The organism is Rhizobium sp. N731, from assembly GCF_001664145.1.
Taxonomy (GTDB): domain Bacteria; phylum Pseudomonadota; class Alphaproteobacteria; order Rhizobiales; family Rhizobiaceae; genus Rhizobium; species Rhizobium esperanzae.
Map to the genome: position 1 here is coordinate 820,262 of NZ_CP013601.1, position 17,724 is coordinate 837,985.

Sequence of the window (17,724 nt, forward strand, 5' to 3'; positions counted from 1 at the left end):
ATGGTTTCGGCGCCCGACACACACGAACAGATTCTCGCTCGCCTGGTGGCGATCGGATCGGTGCTCGAGGGCGTCAAGGAATGGTTCGTGGTGATTGGCGACGACGAGACAGCCGCCGACAGCGATCCGGTTTCGCCGCCGCCGACCGCCGCGCGGATCGTGACGATGACGCCGAATGTCTATGTCGCTGTCGAGGGCACTGATCTCGATCGAATGCGGGCGCGGGTGATCAACGTGATAGCGACGGACGCGCAGCTCAAAGCTCTGACGAAGGACGGCGCCGGCGGGCGCTATGAAGGCGCGCGCTCGATGATCGGCGATATCGGGCTCGCCTTTTCGTTCCGCTATGTCCTGAAGCCCACACCGCCGGTTCTGACGCTCATTCAAGGGGGATTCTCATGAGCATGATGGTCAATTCCTATCGGTTCACCCCGCCGGCGGCCGGCAATACGCTCGAGGCGGAGCCCGGATCTTTCGCCGTCGCCGGCAATGCCGCCGCGTTCAAGCGGGCGCTGCGCATGTCGGCCGCGCCAGGTGCGTTCGTGCTGGGCGGAAACGATGCGGGGCTTATCCCGGGCGTGAGCATGCCGGCGGCGGCGGGCACGTTCGCGCTCGCGGGCAATGATGTTTCGCTGCGGCGTTCACTCAAAATGCCGGCGGCCGCCGGGAGCTTGGCGCTGACCGGCAAGGCGGCGACGCTGAGTTATTCCAACGCCTCTGACGCCGTGGTCGCATATGCGAATTTCCAGCTTCCGTCGGCGACCGGCAATTTTCAGATTACGACCGGCGAGCTCGGCGGCCGCACGCCGAAGATGGCGGTTTTCTGCCTATCCAATGCCGAAGTTTCCGAAACCGGGCACGGCGCCTCCGGGGAAGAAGGTTTCCACAATTTCGGCGCAACTGACGGCACCAATCAATGGTCCGTCATGTCCTGCACCGAATTCGGCACGAACTCCGATAACCGAGGATACGTCACAACCGGGTGCCTCTACGAGACCAACGCGCAAGGCACATTGATGCTCGCCGCCACCTTTGTGTCGTTCGACAGCGACGGCGTAACGATCAACATCACCACGCTCCATTCCGAACTCTATAGCAAGCGCGGTTTCGTCATCTTTTTCGCAGGTTCCGACTGCCACGCCGAGGTCGGCGTCATCGCCGGCGAGAGCGACGGCACGGCGACAAAGACCATAGGCTTTACGCCTGAAGGCCTCTTGATGTCGGATGCCTTCATGGCTGCAACCGGCCTCGCCGGCAGCACTGCAATTCAGACATTCGGCTTTGCCCTCAATGACGGGTCGGCAACGCAATATGACGCCGGCCGATATCTCGCGTCCGGAACGGGCGAAGGGCGAGTCAACAATAAGGCGGCCGGCTATGGGGCAAATTCGATCCCAACCTGCACCATCAGTTTTTCCGGTGCGAACGTCACCGCGACATATAGCACGGCGACCGATGTCGATTTGCCTTATGCCGCCTGGTCTTTCGGCGGCCGCCTTACGGCCAAGGCCGGCACGATCACGACGCCAACGTCACCGGGCCAGGTGTCGGCCTCGGGCCTCGGCATCACGCCGGTGTCGGCGTTGTTCCTTACCGGACCTGGCGCGGTCAATACGACCATTGCCGGCGCCGGCTTCGGCGCTGGCTGGCTGACCGCCTCGGGCGGCGGCTCGATGGGCGCTTTGTCGAAGACCGGCTACTGCTCGACGACACGTCTCAACATTTCCAACGGGGCAGATCTCGGGGAGTTCGAAGCTTTCGCTTCCGGCTCGCTGACCGTTGACTTCGTCACCGCCGATGCGACGGCGCGGCTGTTGCCGTTCATCGCCTTCGGCACCTAATCAGGAGCGAATTTTATGGCACGCAAAACCATCAAACATGGCGGCGGGCGGCGGCCGTCCGATCAATACGCCGAGCTGGAAATGAGGTGATTTATGGGCATTGGGACATGGGTCGGCCGCTTTTTCGGTATCGCCGCCGGACGGGGGGAATTGAGCGAGTCGACGGCGCTGATATCAGTCGAGACGACGCCCATGCGCCACCAGGCGTTTGACGCCGGCCGTGCGTCGCGGCGCCTGAAGGGGCTGACCACGACGACGCAGGAGATCAACCGGCAGATCCGCGCCTACGGCCGAACCGTCGTCGCCCGATCGCGCTACCTCAGTCAGAACAATCCCTATGCGATGCAGGCGAAAAAGGTTTTCGTCTCGGCGCTCGCCGGCGCCGGCATTAAGCCCTCGTCGCTCAACAAGGACGCCGCGTTCACGGCGAAGCTGCAGGAGGTCTGGCTGGACTGGAGCGACGAGGCGGACGCCGACGGGCTTACCGACTTTTACGGCATGCAGGCGACGATCGCTTCCGAGATGTTCGACGCGGGGGAATGTTTCGTGCGGCTGCGCACGCGGCGGCCGGAAGACGGGTTGATCGTGCCGCTGCAGCTGCAGCTGCTGCCGTCCGAGATGCTGCCGCTCAATGACAATCGCGTGCTCGACAACGGCAACTTTGTGCAGATGGGTGTCGAGTTCAACGCGATCGGCAAGCGCGTCGCCTATTGGTTCCTGCGCCAGCATCCCGGCGCCGACCAGGTTGACTTGCGCAAAGGCTTTGTCGGCGAGCAGGTGCGCGTGCCGGCCGAAGAGATCCTGCATCTCTTCGACCCGACCGGCTTTGCCGGCCAGATCCGCGGCATCCCGCATACGCTCTCGGCGATCGTCACTGCGGCGGTGCTCGACTGCTATGACGACGCAGAGTTGGAGCGCAAACGCGTCGCTGCCTTGTTCGGCGGCTTCATCACCACCGAGCTCGGCGACGACGCGGCGCCGCATCCGATGGCGGAAGGTATCGAGGCCGCACAGACGGCCGGCAACGATTCGGCGATCGCGCTGGAACCGGGCGCCATGCTCGACCTCGACCCGGGGCAGGATGTCACCTTCGCCGAGCCGGCGGATGTCGGCGGCAATTACGAGGCGTTCCAATATCGCAACCTGCTGCGGATGGCGGCTGGTTTCGGCGTGCCCTATGCGGCGATGACCGGCGATCTTCGGCAGGCGAACTACGGCTCGATCCGCGCCGGCCTGGTCGAGTTCCGCCGGCGCATCGAGGCGATGCAGCACGCCGTCATGGTCTACCAGCTCTGCCGCCCGATCTGGCGCCGCTTCATGGATGACGCGGTTCTCGCCGGCCGGCTGACGGTCGGGCCGGCGCAATACCTCACGGATCCGTATGGCTATCGGCGGGCGAAGTGGATTACGCCGCGCTGGGATTGGGTCGATCCGCTCAAGGACCGCCAGGCCGAAAAGCTCGCCGTCGATGCCGGCTTCAAGGCGCGGTCCGATGTGATCGAGGCCGAAGGCTACGATCCGGAGGAAACCGATCGGCGCATCGCAGCCGATCGCGCTCGAGAGAAAAGCCTTGGCCTGAATTTCTCGAGCGCTAATGTAGTTGCGCGCGTAGAGGACGCCACAGAGCAGGGCGGTGCTTCATCGTGAAAGGTATTCTCGCCCGCCCGGCCCTCGCCGACGGCGGCCAGGCGCGGCGGCGCAGGGCGGCAAACCCTTTCACGCGCATTCAGAACGGGAATTCATCGATCTCCATATCGATGTTGAATTTTTCGGTGAAGAGTCCATCGGAGGTTACTATCTCAAGGACAAGGTACCCTCGCAACGGATAAACATCTTTGACAGGTTCGTCGCCATGATACTTTGACCACATCATTGCGGAGCCAACTACTTCGATTTGAGCCCACGAATCCGGCGGCAGACGCGTAACCGGAGCTTTCACAAAGTGCCGCCGCACACGCTTGGTGTCCTTATCGATATCCGACGAAGCGCACTTTTCCCCATTCTGCTTGAATGTCCAAATTCTTCCGGTTTGCAGATAAATGGCTTCAATATCGGCGCTTCGACGTTTCGTGCGATTGTATAAGTCAAATCGCAGCGTCAATTCTGCGTCGGCCCGGTGTTCGGATTTTACGAGCAGACCCTCTGTCTTCATCTCTACCGAGAAGGGGCTGGTATTCTTCTTTTCGGTCTCGGCTTTCAGCCATTGCAGTTCGGGAGAAAGCAACTCTCGCAACCGCGAAATTTTGCCGCCGTAGACCAGGTGCCGGTGATGCTTCAAATCGAATGGGATATCGGCTGTATCCTGCGTCAGAAGGGTGCACAGCTTTCCCTTGGCATGGGCGTACCCTACTTCGTAAAATACGTTAGGATTCCGGCCTGTCATATCCGCGATAACGAAATCAGCTGCGTCGATCTGCCGATATATCCTCTCCATCATTGTCTCAGAGTACAGCTGCTCGTCGACCCGCTCGGCGATCACGTCATGTTCTTTGGCGGCCTCTCGAATGCCAAGGCGATAGATATCGTCAAAGTCGCTTGAGAATGGCATCAAAACGAGCGCGAATGGCTTCTCGGTCATTCTGAGTTCCCTCTTACTTTCCGATGGATTGATAGGGTTGGGCCACCTCGTCGAGCAGCGTGACATCATCACGCTGATGTTCCGGCATGGTGCGGAACGCACAATGAAGGCGGCCATTTAATGACCGCCTTCATCACTTTTTAGGCAGCTGCGGCCCAAGCTGATTTAAGAGAATCATTCGTGACAAGGAGCTTCGTCCATGCCGCACTCTTGGCTTCGATCACCAATAGAAGATCCTCGTCACCGAGAATGGTTTTCACCCGATCACGAAGCTGCGCAGCCGTACCCGGATAATCAACCCACCATACTGTTTCGAGCACGCGGCCTCTGTTTGCCACCAGCTTCTCAAGAAACTGGTCCATCTCATGGTGAGACGGCTTAGGCCCGTTGAGATCGTACGTAAGAAGATAGTTTGCCATATAAAGCTTTCTTTATGTGGCTCGGAATCGCTTGACAGATTGGTATCAGCGCGTCAGTTTGCGCTTGTTGCAATACCTGATCCGCAAGCTTTTCCGAGCCGTTGCGGTTAGATACGAAGCCGAGGCTGCCAGGCCTCGGTTTTTTCGTACCGCCTTCCGGAAGTCAGAAGGTGGCCGGAATATGGGAGCCTGGGTGATTCCAAGTCAAGCCAACGAAATTTGTTCTCTGTTCGTTTCTGAGAACAAATAAGGCGTTTCGACGCGACGTTCATCCGAGAAAAGCTAAAGCTCATCAGGCGCTTAGGCAGTTTAATCCCCGTCATCCACAGTCATTATATTTAGGGGGGTTGATTTCGTGGCTTGCCTGGGGAAAACGCGCGCCGCGCTCCTAAACATCGGAAAAATCTAACACTGGGGCGACTTTGATTCGAAGCTAGAATTCCGCCGGAAAGTATTCCCGTCTGGAAGACTTTCTCGCCAAAAAGCGTTCTCGTCTGGAACGCTTTTAAAACTGGCCGGAAAACATTCTCGTCTGGAATGTTTTTCGTGTCGGGTCAAATGTCCAAGGTTCGGACATCTGAACTAGGCCGCTGAATCTTTCTTATTAGAGGCCGCGCCCTTCTTTTTAAAGAAGCGCCGCACAAGCGCGTGGTAGCGCGCTACAGGCAACGCGGAAACTTCGTCCTCATTCAAGTCCAATAGATCCACCTCACCGGCGCTCTTGAGCAGGGAGTCGGCGAGGACGACTGATTCGGCCGGCAACACATCACGGTTCATGAAAAGCTGCAGGCAGACCGCCATCAGCAGGCCGTCTTTCTGTTTGAGCGCCTGGCGGCATTCGTCCAGCTGCCGCTGCACGTCACTGGCGTTTTGGGTTCGGTCGCCTGGCACCGATATCTGCTTTCGCAGATCGTTCATCTCTTGCCGCTGCACAACAAGCATTTGCATAATTTCATCGATGTCCAAGCCGCTGTTTTGAATGGCGAAATTCAGAAGCTCGATGATTTGGGCGTTCATTGAGCGGCCATCTTCGGCCGCTAGCCGCTGGATCTCGTCGCGCATACCTGCAGGAAGGCGAAGATTGAATTGGTCTTGCTTTGTGCTGGGAAAGTCGCCGCGAGCCATTCCTGTCCGCCTAAGATTGCCGTGCATAGTATGAATTAACTACCATTGGCGCTTGCGTCCATGGAAGTAATTTACTATTAATCGAATGGTAGTAAATTACTCTGGACTCGCCCGATGGAAAATCTCTCCTCTCGCCGATCAGATCAGTTCAACCTGCGCATGCCAGATGGAATGCGTGACGCGCTGAAGGCTATGGCTGCGGAAAACCGCCGCTCGATCAACAGCGAAATCGTCACAATCTTGGAGAAGCAGATTCGCTCATCTGCGGAAACGCAAAAAGCCGACGCTACGGCCTGAGAAACCAGCGTCGGCTTTTTCTAACACCTGAAAGGTATCAAATGCAGACGGATCATAATGCAAATGGCGGTCGGGATGCAAGGCTTTCCCGTCGCGAGTTTTTCCAGTTCGCCGAGGGCAGCACTGCCGCCGCTTTGCTGGCCGCGGCGACGGCGGCAGCTGGGGAAGATCATACCCAGCTGCCGCTAACGGACGCACAGCTCGGCGAGGCCATCGAGGCCTGTATCGAGCAGATCAAAACCCTGCTGGCGCTTCTGCGCGCGGACTGCCCAAAGGTGGCCAGTCATCGCATCGTGAATGCGGCCGGCAGCGCGATCGTGATCATCGCCGAGCGCAATGTTTTCGACGGCGAAGGCGCCTACGAGGTCGCGGTCAACGGCCAGGCCGTGACCTATTGGATCTCGTCCTGGTGGGATGAGCAGAAACAGCAGCAGCAGCTCTGGGGCGCGCGCATCTGGGACGGCCGGCGGATTGCTCCGCGCGATCTCATTGCCCCTGCCGCCATCCTCGGGAAGAAGCTCGAGGGGGATGCGACGTGACGACCGAGCACAATCAACTGAAGGAAGCGAGCGATATCGCCCTCGAGGCGCAGTCGATCGCCGACACTCTTTCCGACGCGCTCGAGCGGCTGGCCGAGTCGAGCATTCGCGATCGCGATCAGCTCCATCAGCTGGCGATGGTCGCGAAAGCCTGCTCGCGCCTGCTGGATGACGTCGCCTCCGAGATCGCAGATGTGACGACGGAGCTCGAGGGGCTGCGGACGCGATCGAAGATGGAGAGATCATGAGCTCGCGACGCGCCACCTTCCGCAAAATCGATATCACTCGTGCGGTCCAGGCGGTGCGAGCGGGTGGCGTTACCGTCGGCCGGGTCGAAATCGAAAACGGAAAAATCAGCGTCGTTTGCGCAACGGAGTCGACGGCGCCTGATAATCCTCTGGATCAGTGGTTGAAAAGCAATGCGCACAATTAAGCACTACAAGGGCGTGAACCCCGTCAAGAAGACCTTGGCGAGCGGTGAGGAAGTCACCTATTACTACGCATTCAAGGGCGGGCCGCGCCTTCCAGGCAAGCCGGGCGATCCAGAGTTCGACGAAGCTTATAATGCAGCGCATGCACGCAAGGTGCAGCCGGCGGCCGGGACGCTCCAAAGCATCCTAAATGGCTTTCAATCAAGCGCGGAATGGCACGATCTCGCGGCGCGCACCCAAAGTGACTACGTGAAGCTGATAAAGGTCATCGAGGGCAAGTTCGGCACCTTCCCGCTCTCGGCCCTCGCTGACAAACGCACACGGGGCATATTCCGAGCGTGGCGGGATGAGAGAGCGCTAAAGTCTCGCAGGCAGGCTGATTACGGCTGGCAGGTGTTCGCGCGGATCCTCTCTTGGGCGAAGGAAGGCGGTCTCGTCGACGTGAACCCATGCGAGCGCGGCGGCCGTGTCTATCGCGCGACGCGGAACGAATTCGTCTGGACGGAAGAGAACGAGGCCGCGTTTCTCGCCTCGGCAGACGAGCACCTGCATCTGCCGCTGATCATCGCTCTCTGGACGGGGCAGCGGCAGGGCGATCTGCTGAAACTCACGTGGATGCAGTATGACGGGACGTATATCCGGCTGCGGCAGGGAAAGACGAAGATCAACGTCACAATTCCGGTCGGCGGCCCGCTCAAAATCAGACTCGACGCGGCCAGGCAGAAGGCCGGAAACATCCTGCTCAACAGCTACGGCGAACCTTGGACACCGGATGGTTTCCGATCGTCTTGGGGCAAGGCTTGCCGCGCCGCTGGCGTGTTCGGCGTAACCTTCAACGATCTGCGCGGAACGGCTGTCACGCGTCTGGCTCTGGCCGGTGCGACCGAGGCCGAAATTGCAACGATCACCGGTCACACCCTGCGCGAAGTGCGTTCGATCCTCGATGCAAATTATCTGAAACGGGATGTCGCTTTGGCGGAAAGCGCCATCCGGAAGCTCGAAGCGAGAACAAATTCTCCCAACTGAGTTTCCAACTGAAGCAAAACGTTCTGTTCTTACGAGGGGAAAACGCAAACGAAATCAATTGGCTGGGGAACCTGGATTCGAACCAAGATCGACGGAGTCAGAGTCCGCTGTTCTACCATTGAACTATTCCCCAGCAAGGGCGAACCGGCGGGCGGTTCGGCTGGTGTGCGGCGCTTATAAACAAAAGCCCGGCGATTGCAAATACCTGTTTTGAAAAAAATCGGCCTTCTCAGGTCGGGGGCGAAACTCTTCCGCAAAGCCCTCTGTCAAAAAAGAATTTGGTGATTTTGGCGGGCGCTGATATTCTTGCGGCAACGCAAAAATCGAATAAGCGCCTGCTGCATACCTCCGGGACTTGCGCGGCGCGGTGGAAAACAACGTGGAAGACCCCGAAGGCGGCGCGAAGCCGCAATTTGACGGGGCGTCGGCGGCAGGGCGCAGGGACGGCAAGAAGTCCAGGCGTCGCAAGGGCAAGCGTGGCGGGCAGACCCGCAGCGCCGCTCATCCCGCTTCGCATGAGTTCCCCGGCGGTGCCGGGCAGCCTGCGCGCCCCATGGAAGATGCGGCCGGACATCCGGCTCGCAAGCGAAAGCGCCGTCGTCGCGGCGGTCAAAGCGCTTCACAGGATAGTTCAGTTCAAAGCCAGAAGGTGGAACAGGACGCGGCAGTCAATGCCGCCCGTCCCGGCAGTGAACAGGCATCGAGCCGGCGCAACCGCCGGAAGCATCGCGGCAAGCGCGGGCTGCAGGGCCGGCCGCTGTCGTCGGCAAAGCCCTCCCATCTCCCGATGCAGGAAAACCGCGTCGAAGAGACGGCGCGCAGTGCTGTTCCGCGCGAGATGCAGAACGGCGCGGCCGCCGGCCGCAAAGGACGCCAGGAGAGCAACGGTCACCAGGGGGATCGTCAGGCCGGCGAGCATGCATGGCCGGAAGAGCTTTATGCCGCGCTCGATCTCGGTACCAACAATTGCCGTCTGCTCATAGCCCAGCCGACCCGGCCGGGTCAGTTCCGCGTCGTCGATGCCTTTTCCCGCATCGTGCGCCTCGGTGAGGGTCTTGCCGCCAGTGGCCGTCTATCCGACGAGGCGATGGAAAGGGCGATCGAGGCGCTCAGGATCTGCGCCGGCAAACTCAGAAACCGGGAGATCCGCCGCATGCGGCTGATCGCCACCGAAGCCTGCCGTCAGGCGGTCAACGGCGAAGAATTCCTCGGTCGCGTCGTCGCTGAAACCGGCCTCGAGCTCGAGATCATCGACCGGGAGACTGAGGCGCGGCTTGCCGTTTCCGGCTGCTCCTCGCTCGTCGGCCGCGAGACCCGCTCCGTGGTCCTCTTCGATATTGGCGGCGGCTCGTCGGAGATCGCCGTCATCCGCATCGGCGATAATCGCTTCAGCCGGCTTGCCAACCACATCACCCACTGGACCTCGCTGCCGGTCGGAGTCGTGACGCTGTCGGAGCGTCACGGGGGGCGCGACGTCACACCGGAACTTTTCGAGGGCATGGTGCGCGAGGTCGAAGCCATGCTCGGACGCTTCGATTGCCCGGAGATCGAGATCGCTGGGACCGGCGATTTCCACCTGATCGGCACCTCGGGCACGGTGACGACGCTTGCCGGCGTCCATCTCGACCTGCCGCGTTATGACCGACGCAAGGTCGATGGCATCTGGCTCTCGGATGACGAGGTCTCCGCCATGCAGGCGAAGCTTCTCTCCTGGGATTTCGAAAGCCGTGCGGCCAATCCCTGCATCGGGCCGGACCGGGCCGATCTGGTGCTTGCCGGCTGCGCCATTCTCGAGGCGATCCGCCGTCGCTGGCCGAGCCCGCGCATGCGCGTTGCCGATCGCGGCTTGAGGGAAGGTCTGCTCACCGACATGATGGCCGACGACGGCGTGTGGCGGCGCCATCGCAACCGCCGCGGCCAGCGGGCGAAATAAGGGGAAGGGCATGACAAAGGCACCGATCGCGGGAAACCGCACCGGCCGCAAGCTCGGCCAGCGCGTCAAGAACAAGAAGATGAAGGCATCCTCCCGCCAATGGCTGCAGCGCCACATCAACGATCCCTATGTGCAGCGCGCCCAGCTCGAAGGCTATCGTGCCCGCGCTGCCTTCAAGCTGTTGGAGATCGATGAGAAATACCACATCCTGCGCGGCGCCAGGCGCATCATCGATCTGGGCGCGGCTCCCGGCAGCTGGTCGCAGATCGCCGCCAAGGTTACCGGCTCGACCGATGAGGACGTGCGTGTGGCCGCGATCGATTTCCTCGAAATGGCCCAGCTTCCCGGCGTCAAAATCCTGCAGCTCGATTTCCTCGATCCCAGTGCACCGGAAAAGCTGATGGAGGCTGTCGGCGGCACGCCCGATCTCGTCATCTCCGATATGGCGGCGCCGACCACCGGTCATCACCGCACCGATCATCTGCGCACCATGCATCTGTGCGAGGTCGCGGCCCATTTCGCCATCGAGGTGCTGGGCGAGGGCGGGCATTTCCTCACCAAGACCTTCCAGGGCGGCACCGAGCGTGATCTGCTTGCCATGCTGAAGCAGAACTTCCGGCAGGTCGTCCACGTCAAGCCGAACTCCTCGCGTGCCGAATCGGTCGAGATGTTCCTGCTCGCCAAGGGATTCAAAGGCCGCAAGGCGGAAGCTGACGCAGAGCAGGCTTGATCTCGGGCAGATCCCGGCAGATGATGACGTCCCATGCTTCTTTACGTCACGCTCGGAACCAACGACCTTGACCGCGCAGGGCATTTTTATGATGCCGTTCTGCCCGTGCTCGGCTATCGCCGCCAACATTATTCGCAGGACGAGATCGGCTATTCGGCCGAGGGCGATACGCGCTGCCGCTTTTGGGTGGTGACGCCCTTCAACCGCCGCCGGGCGACTGCGGGCAATGGCGCCATGGTCGCGTTTGCGGCCGGAACGCGGGCGGCCGTCGATGCTTTCCATGCGGCGGCAATCGCGGCAGGCGCCGCCGATGAAGGCGGGCCGGGTCTGCGTCCCTACCATGCCCATTTCTATGCCGCCTATATTAGAGATCTCGACGGCAACAAACTCTCTGCCGTCTGCGAGAGCCCTGGATAGGAGCTCATTTGACTGCTTGCTGCTCGGCCTCGATCGCAGATGCCGCCACGCGTCTCGAGCGGTGGCCGGAAACGAGCGCGCCGGCGTTACGGTCCATGCGGATGAAGGGAATGGTCGCAATCACCGTCAGCCCGGCGATGATGTAGAAAGCCAGGTGGAAATCGGCCACATCAAGCGCCTCACCTCTGATATAAATCGAGGTCTCCAATATTGCGGCCGCCACCGCGACGCCGAGCGCCAGGCTGATCTGCTGCATCACCGAGCTCATCGATGTCGCTTGGCTCGCCTGCGCATCTTCGATGTCGGCGAAGGCAAGTGCATTGACGCCGGTGAACATGAAGGAGCGGGAGAAGCCGCCGAGCAGCAGCACGCTGATGATCACGAGATGCGGCGTTGCCGGCGTGAAGAAGCCGGTGATGACGGTCACAAGCGTCGTCACCATGGCGGCGCCGACCAATGTCGTGCGAAAGCCGGTGGCCGCGAAAACGCGCTTGGCCATGAATTTCGTGGTGATCGCCCCGATCGCCCCGGCAAAGGTAATTAGGCCGGATTGGAACGGCGTCAGCCCGAAGCCGAGCTGCAGCATCAGGGGTGTCAGGAACGGCATGGCGCCGACGCAGATTCGAAAGAGATTGCCGCCCATGGTCGAAGCCCGGAACGTCGGATTTTTGAACAGGTTGAGGTTGAGGATCGGCGCTGGGTGGCGCTTCGCATGGCTGATATAGAGGACGCCGCAGGCAAGGCCGATCAAGGTCGCGGTGATGCCGATGATCGGCGGCAGGGCCGGCAGGCTGACCACCGACAGGCCGAAGACGACACCCGCGGCTGAAAGCGAGGTGAGCACGAAGCCGGTGAAGTCGAGCTTCGGCGGCGCCATCGCCTCCACCTCCGGCAGGAAGATCGTCGCAAGCCAGATGCCGATGATGCCGACCGGCACGTTGATCAGGAAGATCCAATGCCAGCTGAAATAAGTGGTGATGAAGCCGCCGAGCGGCGGACCGGTGAGCGGGCCGACAAGGGCGGGAATGGTGAGCAGCGCCATGGCCGAGACGAGGTCGCTGCGCTGCGTGGTGCGCACCAGGACGAGACGGCCGACCGGCGTCATCATCGCGCCGCCCATGCCTTGCAAGAAGCGAGCGAAGACGAATTCGACGAGATTGGAGGAGACGGCGCAGAAGATGGAACCGATGACGAAAACCGAGATGGCAAGGCGGAAGATCTTCTTGGCGCCGAACCTGTCGGCCATCCAGCCGCTGACCGGGATGAACACCGCCAGCGCCACCATGTAGGAGGTCAGCGCCAGCTTCAGCGTGATCGGCCCGACATCGAGATCCCTGGCAATTGCCGGCAGCGCCGTCGAAATCACGGTGGAGTCCATCTGCTCCATGAAGAGAGCGACGGCAAGGATCAGCGGGACGATTCGGTTCATAGGCGGGAGCCTTGATAGGCTGCGGATCGGAGCAGGAAAGGCATTTGCTGTGTAGACCCACTTCCCGGACCTGCCAATCCTTCAATCTGCTTCGATGGCACGTTTGGTTCACGTCTGCGTGAGATGGCTTGCCCGACATCCTTCCCTATCAAGATTGACCTATGTCCACCTCGCCCGACGCAGGAAATCCGGGCGGGCATATCGTCGGGGGCAGCGCAATGACACCGCGCATCGGGAGTGGATATGGCAATTTCAACGCCACTAAAGCGGCGCACGTTTTTTGCCGCAGGCCTCGGGCTGATGGCGGCGCCGGTGATTTTAAGAGAGAAGGCCGTGGCGGCCGCGACTGGAGAAAGCAGCAATATGAATGCAGTGCCTTTGCCCGAGATCGATCAATTCAAGCTCGGTTCCTATAAATTCACCGTGGTGCGCGATGGCATCAACATCTCCGAAAAACCCTATGAAACCTACGGCACCAATCACGATCCCGTAACGGTCAAGGCATTGCTGACCGCAAACTTCCTGCCGGCCGACAAGATCCTGAGCGGCTATACGCCTGCCCTCATCGATACCGGCTCGGATGTCATTCTTGTCGATACCGGTTTCGGTGCAGCGGGGCGGGCGCGCGGCGCCGGCCGGCTTGCCGAAGGCCTGAAAACTGCAGGATACTCGGCGGACGACGTCACCCTCGTGGCGCTCACCCATCTGCACGGCGATCATATCGGCGGTCTGATGGAAAATGGCGCAGCCGCCTTCAAGAATGCCCGCTATGTCATCGGCCAGGCCGAATATGATTTCTGGTCGAACAAATCACGCGAAGGCACGCCCGCCGAAGGCGGCCACAAGGCCGTGCTCGCCAACGTGACGCCGCTCGTCGAAAAAGCCACCTTTATCAAGGACGGGGACAGCGTTGCACCCGGCATGACAGCGATGCTGGCCGCCGGCCACAGCCCGGGCCATATCGTGTTCCATGTGGAGTCCGAGGGCAAGCGCCTGGTGCTGACCGGCGATACGGCCAACCACTATATTCTGTCGCTGCTGCGCCCGGATTGGGAAGTGCGCTTCGATATGGACAAGGCGCAGGCGGCAGCCAGCCGCCGCAAGGTTTTCGACATGATCGCGACCGACAAGATCGCCTTCCTCGGCTATCACATGCCTTTCCCCGCGGTCGGTTTCGCCGAGAAGCAGGATGGCGGTTACCGCTTCGTGCCGAAGACCTATCAGTTCGACATTTGATCTACGCATGTCGCCCGGAGGTGTGCAGCGGTTCCGGGATAACGACATGCGTAAAAACAAAGAGCTAAAGCGCATCGCATGAATGAAGTTTGACGCGATGCGCTTTTGATGCATGGCTCCCATGACGAGCCCGGCGGCCACGCCGGGCTTTTTGCTATTTCCTTCCTGTCATAGACGTGTTACCAGCCCTCGCCAACTTCCAAGCAACTCATGCACACCGCCGGGGCGGACGATTCGTTTCCGGGCCGGGTTGCATTTTCTTAACTGAAGGAATTTGGCCATGGCCCGCATCATTGAAACGGCAACCGGCGCGGACGCGCTTACCTTCGACGACGTGCTGCTGCAGCCCGGCCATTCCGAGGTCATGCCCGGCCAGACGAATATCGCCACCCGCATCGCCCGCGACTTCGATCTCAACATTCCGATCCTCTCTTCGGCCATGGATACCGTCACCGAGAGCCGGCTGGCGATCGCCATGGCCCAGGCCGGCGGCCTCGGCGTCATCCACCGCAACCTGACGCCGATCGAGCAGGCCGAAGAGGTCCGCCAGGTGAAGAAGTTCGAAAGCGGCATGGTCGTCAATCCGGTCACCATCGGCCCGGAAGCGAAGCTTGCCGAAGCGCTCTCCCTGATGAAGTCGCATGGCATTTCCGGCATCCCGGTCGTCGAGAAGTCGGGCCGCCTCGTCGGCATCCTCACCAACCGCGACGTCCGCTTCGCCTCCGATCCGGAGCAGAAAATCCATGAGTTGATGACCAAGGACAACCTGGTCACCGTCAAGGAAAACGTCGATCAGCAGGAGGCCAAGCGCCTGCTGCACTCGCACCGCATCGAGAAGCTGCTGGTCGTCGATGCCGAAGGCCGCTGTGTCGGTCTCATCACCGTCAAGGATATCGAGAAGTCGCAGCTGAACCCGAACGCCTCCAAGGATGCCCAGGGCAGGCTTCGCGCCGCCGCCGCCATCAGCGTCGGCGATGACGGCTTCGAGCGCGCCGAGCGCCTGATCGAGGCAGGCGTCGACCTCCTGGTCGTCGATACCGCCCACGGCCATTCGCAGCGCGTTCTCGATGCCGTCGCCCGCGTCAAGAAGCTTTCCAACTCGGTGCGCATCATGGCCGGCAACGTGGCCACCTATGACGGCACCCGAGCGCTGATCGATGCCGGCGCCGATGCCGTCAAGGTCGGTATCGGCCCGGGCTCGATCTGCACCACGCGCATTGTCGCCGGCGTCGGCGTTCCCCAGCTCGCCGCCATCATGTCGGCCGTCCAGGCCGCCCAGGATCAGGATGTGCCCGTGATCGCCGACGGCGGCATCAAATTCTCCGGCGACCTTGCCAAGGCGATCGCCGCCGGTGCCTCCGCCGTCATGATCGGCTCGCTGCTCGCCGGCACTGATGAGAGCCCGGGCGAGGTCTATCTCTACCAGGGCCGTTCCTTCAAGGCCTATCGTGGCATGGGCTCCGTCGGCGCCATGGCCCGTGGCTCGGCCGATCGCTATTTCCAGGCCGAGGTGCGCGACACGCTGAAGCTCGTCCCGGAGGGCATCGAGGGTCAGGTGCCCTACAAGGGACCGGTCTCGGCCGTCGTCCACCAGCTCGCCGGCGGCCTCAAGGCGGCCATGGGTTATGTCGGCGGCAAGGACCTGAAGGATTTCCAGGAGCGCGCCACCTTCGTGCGCATCTCCGGCGCCGGCCTTCGCGAAAGCCACGCCCATGACGTGACGATCACCCGCGAGAGCCCGAACTATCCGGGCGCCGGCCTCTGATCATGAAGGCGGGCAGCGCAATTCCCCTCTGGACCCTCGCGCTGCTCGCCGCCCTCTGCCTTGCCGTGCTCGCCTGGACGACCTTCGGCTTCGTCGTGCCCTTTAAGCACGAAACCGGGCAGGCGGTGCTCGACACCTATTTCGCCGGCTACGACGAATCGGCCGTCTTCCACATGCAGAAGCTGCTCGATGAGAACGAGACGGCAGCCAAATTGCTCAACGCCATGTATTTCGGGCCGGAGCTGATCTTTCCGGCATTGCTGACGGCACTGCTGTTCCTTGTTTTCCTCAGGCTTGGCCCCATAGGCTCGTGGTTCGGCCGGCCGCTTCATCCGCTCATAGCCAAGGCAATCTATCTGCTGCCTTTCATCTACGGCATCTCCGACTACGGCGAGAACATTTCCAGCCTGATCGCCTTCGGCAACGGCGCGTCCGCAGGCCTTGCAATGCACCTGCTGCCATGGATGACGCGGTTGAAATTCGCAAGTCTCGCTATCTGCTTCATCGTCGCCACCCGGCTTGTCATCGCCCGTTGGCTCTCTCCGGGCGAAGACTGAGGAGCTTGCGCCCTCTGTCTCTGCGATTTAAGGCCGCGTGGTATCCGGTTCCGCTTTCGGCTATTGCTCGAAAGATTGCAAATGCGGAAAGGACTTAACGAGGCATATGACCGGCTATCAAATCTTCTGGCCAGTCCTCGCCCATGTGGCCCTGGTCTATGGTCTTTATGCGCTTCTGGGCATGCGGCGCGCGAAAATGGTCCGCGCCGGCAAGATAGAGCAATTGGATTATCGCGAAAATCGCGACGAACCCGCCGAAAGCCTTGTGGTCAAGAACTGCCTCGCCAACCAGTTCGAATTGCCTGTGCTCTTCTATGCCTGCTGTGTTCTTCTCTATGTCACCGAGGCCGATAATCTTGTCTCCGTCTGCCTCGCCTGGGTCTTCGTCGCCCTGCGTTATGCCCATGCCGCCGTTCACGTCACCAGCAATGATCTCCGCTATCGCAGCCCGATCTTCGCTGCCGGTTATCTGGTGCTTGCAGCCATGTGGGGTTGGCTCGCCATCTGGATGGCGGTGGGCTGACGCTGATGTGCGCGCAGGCAGCAGCTCGCTGGATTTTACAACCAATTGACGTTTTTCGCGTGCCAGTCAATCAGGGTAATGTGGTCCAGAAGCCCGATTTTCCAGACGTTTGCCGATCGTTAAAATGCGAGCTTTTCCATTTACTGCTGATGAAGGCCTGCATGTCATATCCGCTCGACGCGGTGGTGGCAGATAGCCTCCGCCGCGAAACAATAAGAATGGGAACGACATGGGCGCGGAAAGCATGGATCGCATCGGCTTGCGCAGGAAGCCGAAGCAGGAGCGTAGCATCCAGAGGCTGGATCTTATCCTCGCTGCCGCCGCCAAAATAATCGCCCAAAAGGGCGTCAGCGCCATGCGGATGACGGAACTCGCGGTCGCCGCCAAGGTGCCGATCGGCTCGGTTTACCAGTATTTCCCGGAGAAGGCGGCGATCGTCAAAGCCCTTTTCGACCAGCACGCTTCGGCGATCCAGGCGAAGACGGCTGCGATGTTCAGCGACGTGCAGTCACTCGACCAGGCCCTCGATGTCGTCTGCGCCACCATCGACTGGTATTACGAATCCTATCGCGGCGATCCCGTCTATCTCGGCGTCTGGATGGGAACCGAGACCGATCAGGATCTGCTTCGGCTGAATATCGAGCACAGCGGTCGCGTCGCCGGTATCTTTGATGACGCTGTACGCAGGTTGGCTCCCGACCTTTGCGACGAGAAAATGTTCGCGCGCACTTACCTTTTCAGCCACCTGATCGGCGCCGTCATCCGGCTCGCCGCCGTCAGCGAGGAGACCATAGCGCGGAGCATGCTCGGCGAGTGGAAACGCGTCATCCGCGCTTCCCTTTTTGCCGCGAGCGCGTCGAGCGCCGCGTAGAGCCTTT

General features: G+C 60.9%; 20 protein-coding genes and 1 tRNA gene. 16 read left to right on the top strand and 5 right to left on the bottom strand.

The window, feature by feature from the left end:
• From AMK02_RS04040 to AMK02_RS04050, 3 genes are all read left to right on the top strand, one after another.
• A complete protein-coding gene (locus AMK02_RS04040) occupies positions 1-402 on the top strand; it encodes a hypothetical protein (RefSeq protein ID WP_064800770.1) in 402 nt (133 codons plus the stop codon).
• Positions 399-1,841 (top strand): hypothetical protein, encoded by a 1,443-nt coding sequence (locus tag AMK02_RS04045; protein WP_064800771.1) that lies wholly within the window; start codon positions 399-401, stop codon positions 1,839-1,841. Before AMK02_RS04040 ends, AMK02_RS04045 begins: the two co-directional genes overlap by 4 nt.
• Positions 1,842-1,934: 93 nt before the next feature.
• A complete protein-coding gene (locus AMK02_RS04050; protein WP_082929642.1) occupies positions 1,935-3,488 on the top strand; it encodes a phage portal protein in 1,554 nt (517 codons plus the stop codon).
• Positions 3,489-3,567: 79 nt separating this feature from the next.
• On the opposite strand, the gene AMK02_RS04055 is transcribed toward AMK02_RS04050, so the two are convergent.
• The 3 genes from AMK02_RS04055 to AMK02_RS04065 form a co-directional block, all read right to left on the bottom strand.
• The gene (locus AMK02_RS04055; RefSeq protein WP_064800772.1) at positions 3,568-4,419 is read right to left on the bottom strand and encodes a nucleoside 2-deoxyribosyltransferase; all 852 of its coding nucleotides are present in this window, start codon (positions 4,417-4,419) and stop codon (positions 3,568-3,570) included.
• 140 nt (positions 4,420-4,559) lie between these two features.
• A complete protein-coding gene (locus AMK02_RS04060) occupies positions 4,560-4,838 on the bottom strand; it encodes a hypothetical protein (RefSeq protein WP_064800773.1) in 279 nt (92 codons plus the stop codon).
• Between the two features lie 582 nt (positions 4,839-5,420).
• Entirely contained in the window at positions 5,421-5,963 is a 543-nt protein-coding gene (locus tag AMK02_RS04065) for an Arc family DNA-binding protein (RefSeq protein WP_064800774.1), read from the bottom strand.
• A gap of 114 nt (positions 5,964-6,077) precedes the next feature.
• Between AMK02_RS04065 and AMK02_RS29890 the strand changes: the two genes are divergently transcribed.
• From AMK02_RS29890 to AMK02_RS04085, 5 genes are read left to right on the top strand one after another with little or no spacing between them, the layout of a single operon-like run.
• On the top strand, positions 6,078-6,260 hold the full coding sequence (locus tag AMK02_RS29890; protein WP_082929643.1) for an Arc family DNA-binding protein: 183 nt from the start codon (positions 6,078-6,080) through the stop codon (positions 6,258-6,260).
• Positions 6,261-6,301: 41 nt separating this feature from the next.
• Positions 6,302-6,799 (top strand): hypothetical protein, encoded by a 498-nt coding sequence (locus tag AMK02_RS04070; RefSeq protein ID WP_064800775.1) that lies wholly within the window; start codon positions 6,302-6,304, stop codon positions 6,797-6,799.
• Positions 6,796-7,047, top strand: coding sequence for a hypothetical protein (locus AMK02_RS04075; protein WP_064800776.1), 252 nt, complete (start codon positions 6,796-6,798; stop codon positions 7,045-7,047). The genes AMK02_RS04070 and AMK02_RS04075 overlap by 4 nt, the downstream gene beginning before the upstream one ends.
• Positions 7,044-7,232, top strand: a complete 189-nt coding sequence (locus tag AMK02_RS04080; RefSeq protein ID WP_064800777.1) for a hypothetical protein — start codon at positions 7,044-7,046, stop codon at positions 7,230-7,232. Before AMK02_RS04075 ends, AMK02_RS04080 begins: the two co-directional genes overlap by 4 nt.
• Positions 7,219-8,256: a tyrosine-type recombinase/integrase gene (locus AMK02_RS04085; RefSeq protein WP_064800778.1), complete on the top strand. Its 1,038-nt coding sequence runs from the start codon at positions 7,219-7,221 to the stop codon at positions 8,254-8,256. The genes AMK02_RS04080 and AMK02_RS04085 overlap by 14 nt, the downstream gene beginning before the upstream one ends.
• Positions 8,257-8,315: 59 nt before the next feature.
• Here AMK02_RS04085 and AMK02_RS04090 read toward each other — a convergent pair.
• A tRNA-Gln gene (locus AMK02_RS04090) sits at positions 8,316-8,389 on the bottom strand.
• A 246-nt stretch (positions 8,390-8,635) separates the two neighbouring features.
• Between AMK02_RS04090 and AMK02_RS04095 the strand changes: the two genes are divergently transcribed.
• The 3 genes from AMK02_RS04095 to AMK02_RS04105 are packed head-to-tail and all read left to right on the top strand — an operon-like array spanning position 8,636 to position 11,336.
• The gene (locus AMK02_RS04095; RefSeq protein WP_064805912.1) at positions 8,636-10,189 is read left to right on the top strand and encodes a Ppx/GppA phosphatase family protein; all 1,554 of its coding nucleotides are present in this window, start codon (positions 8,636-8,638) and stop codon (positions 10,187-10,189) included.
• Positions 10,190-10,199: 10 nt separating this feature from the next.
• Positions 10,200-10,919, top strand: coding sequence for an RlmE family RNA methyltransferase (locus tag AMK02_RS04100; protein ID WP_064800779.1), 720 nt, complete (start codon positions 10,200-10,202; stop codon positions 10,917-10,919).
• A gap of 33 nt (positions 10,920-10,952) precedes the next feature.
• A complete protein-coding gene (locus AMK02_RS04105; RefSeq protein ID WP_064800780.1) occupies positions 10,953-11,336 on the top strand; it encodes a VOC family protein in 384 nt (127 codons plus the stop codon).
• 4 nt (positions 11,337-11,340) lie between these two features.
• Here the strand turns inward: AMK02_RS04105 and AMK02_RS04110 are convergent, their stop codons facing one another.
• Complete coding sequence (locus AMK02_RS04110; protein ID WP_064800781.1) at positions 11,341-12,765, bottom strand: DHA2 family efflux MFS transporter permease subunit; 1,425 nt, start codon at positions 12,763-12,765, stop codon at positions 11,341-11,343.
• Between the two features lie 243 nt (positions 12,766-13,008).
• Here AMK02_RS04110 and AMK02_RS04115 point away from each other — a divergent pair, with 243 nt between their 5' ends.
• The 5 genes from AMK02_RS04115 (at position 13,009) to AMK02_RS04135 (ending at position 17,717) form a co-directional block, all read left to right on the top strand.
• Positions 13,009-14,001 (top strand): MBL fold metallo-hydrolase, encoded by a 993-nt coding sequence (locus AMK02_RS04115; protein ID WP_064800782.1) that lies wholly within the window; start codon positions 13,009-13,011, stop codon positions 13,999-14,001.
• Positions 14,002-14,281: 280 nt separating this feature from the next.
• Positions 14,282-15,766, top strand: coding sequence for an IMP dehydrogenase (guaB, locus tag AMK02_RS04120; RefSeq protein WP_064800783.1), 1,485 nt, complete (start codon positions 14,282-14,284; stop codon positions 15,764-15,766).
• Between the two features lie 2 nt (positions 15,767-15,768).
• A complete protein-coding gene (locus AMK02_RS04125; RefSeq protein ID WP_064800784.1) occupies positions 15,769-16,323 on the top strand; it encodes a hypothetical protein in 555 nt (184 codons plus the stop codon).
• 106 nt (positions 16,324-16,429) lie between these two features.
• Complete coding sequence (locus tag AMK02_RS04130; RefSeq protein WP_064800785.1) at positions 16,430-16,846, top strand: MAPEG family protein; 417 nt, start codon at positions 16,430-16,432, stop codon at positions 16,844-16,846.
• Between the two features lie 229 nt (positions 16,847-17,075).
• Positions 17,076-17,717: a TetR family transcriptional regulator gene (locus AMK02_RS04135; protein WP_064800786.1), complete on the top strand. Its 642-nt coding sequence runs from the start codon at positions 17,076-17,078 to the stop codon at positions 17,715-17,717.
• Positions 17,718-17,724: the final 7 nt, after the last annotated feature.

Coding starts and splice junctions, on each gene's coding strand:
- AMK02_RS04040 (WP_064800770.1), top strand. CDS start 1: ATGGTTTCGGCGCCCGACACACACGAACAGATTCTCGCTCGCCTGGTG.
- AMK02_RS04045 (WP_064800771.1), top strand. CDS start 399: ATGAGCATGATGGTCAATTCCTATCGGTTCACCCCGCCGGCGGCCGGC.
- AMK02_RS04050 (WP_082929642.1), top strand. CDS start 1,935: ATGGGCATTGGGACATGGGTCGGCCGCTTTTTCGGTATCGCCGCCGGA.
- AMK02_RS04055 (WP_064800772.1), bottom strand. CDS start 4,419: ATGACCGAGAAGCCATTCGCGCTCGTTTTGATGCCATTCTCAAGCGAC.
- AMK02_RS04060 (WP_064800773.1), bottom strand. CDS start 4,838: ATGGCAAACTATCTTCTTACGTACGATCTCAACGGGCCTAAGCCGTCT.
- AMK02_RS04065 (WP_064800774.1), bottom strand. CDS start 5,963: ATGGCTCGCGGCGACTTTCCCAGCACAAAGCAAGACCAATTCAATCTT.
- AMK02_RS29890 (WP_082929643.1), top strand. CDS start 6,078: ATGGAAAATCTCTCCTCTCGCCGATCAGATCAGTTCAACCTGCGCATG.
- AMK02_RS04070 (WP_064800775.1), top strand. CDS start 6,302: ATGCAGACGGATCATAATGCAAATGGCGGTCGGGATGCAAGGCTTTCC.
- AMK02_RS04080 (WP_064800777.1), top strand. CDS start 7,044: ATGAGCTCGCGACGCGCCACCTTCCGCAAAATCGATATCACTCGTGCG.
- AMK02_RS04085 (WP_064800778.1), top strand. CDS start 7,219: ATGCGCACAATTAAGCACTACAAGGGCGTGAACCCCGTCAAGAAGACC.
- AMK02_RS04100 (WP_064800779.1), top strand. CDS start 10,200: ATGACAAAGGCACCGATCGCGGGAAACCGCACCGGCCGCAAGCTCGGC.
- AMK02_RS04105 (WP_064800780.1), top strand. CDS start 10,953: ATGCTTCTTTACGTCACGCTCGGAACCAACGACCTTGACCGCGCAGGG.
- AMK02_RS04110 (WP_064800781.1), bottom strand. CDS start 12,765: ATGAACCGAATCGTCCCGCTGATCCTTGCCGTCGCTCTCTTCATGGAG.
- AMK02_RS04115 (WP_064800782.1), top strand. CDS start 13,009: ATGGCAATTTCAACGCCACTAAAGCGGCGCACGTTTTTTGCCGCAGGC.
- guaB (WP_064800783.1), top strand. CDS start 14,282: ATGGCCCGCATCATTGAAACGGCAACCGGCGCGGACGCGCTTACCTTC.
- AMK02_RS04125 (WP_064800784.1), top strand. CDS start 15,769: ATGAAGGCGGGCAGCGCAATTCCCCTCTGGACCCTCGCGCTGCTCGCC.
- AMK02_RS04130 (WP_064800785.1), top strand. CDS start 16,430: ATGACCGGCTATCAAATCTTCTGGCCAGTCCTCGCCCATGTGGCCCTG.
- AMK02_RS04135 (WP_064800786.1), top strand. CDS start 17,076: ATGGGCGCGGAAAGCATGGATCGCATCGGCTTGCGCAGGAAGCCGAAG.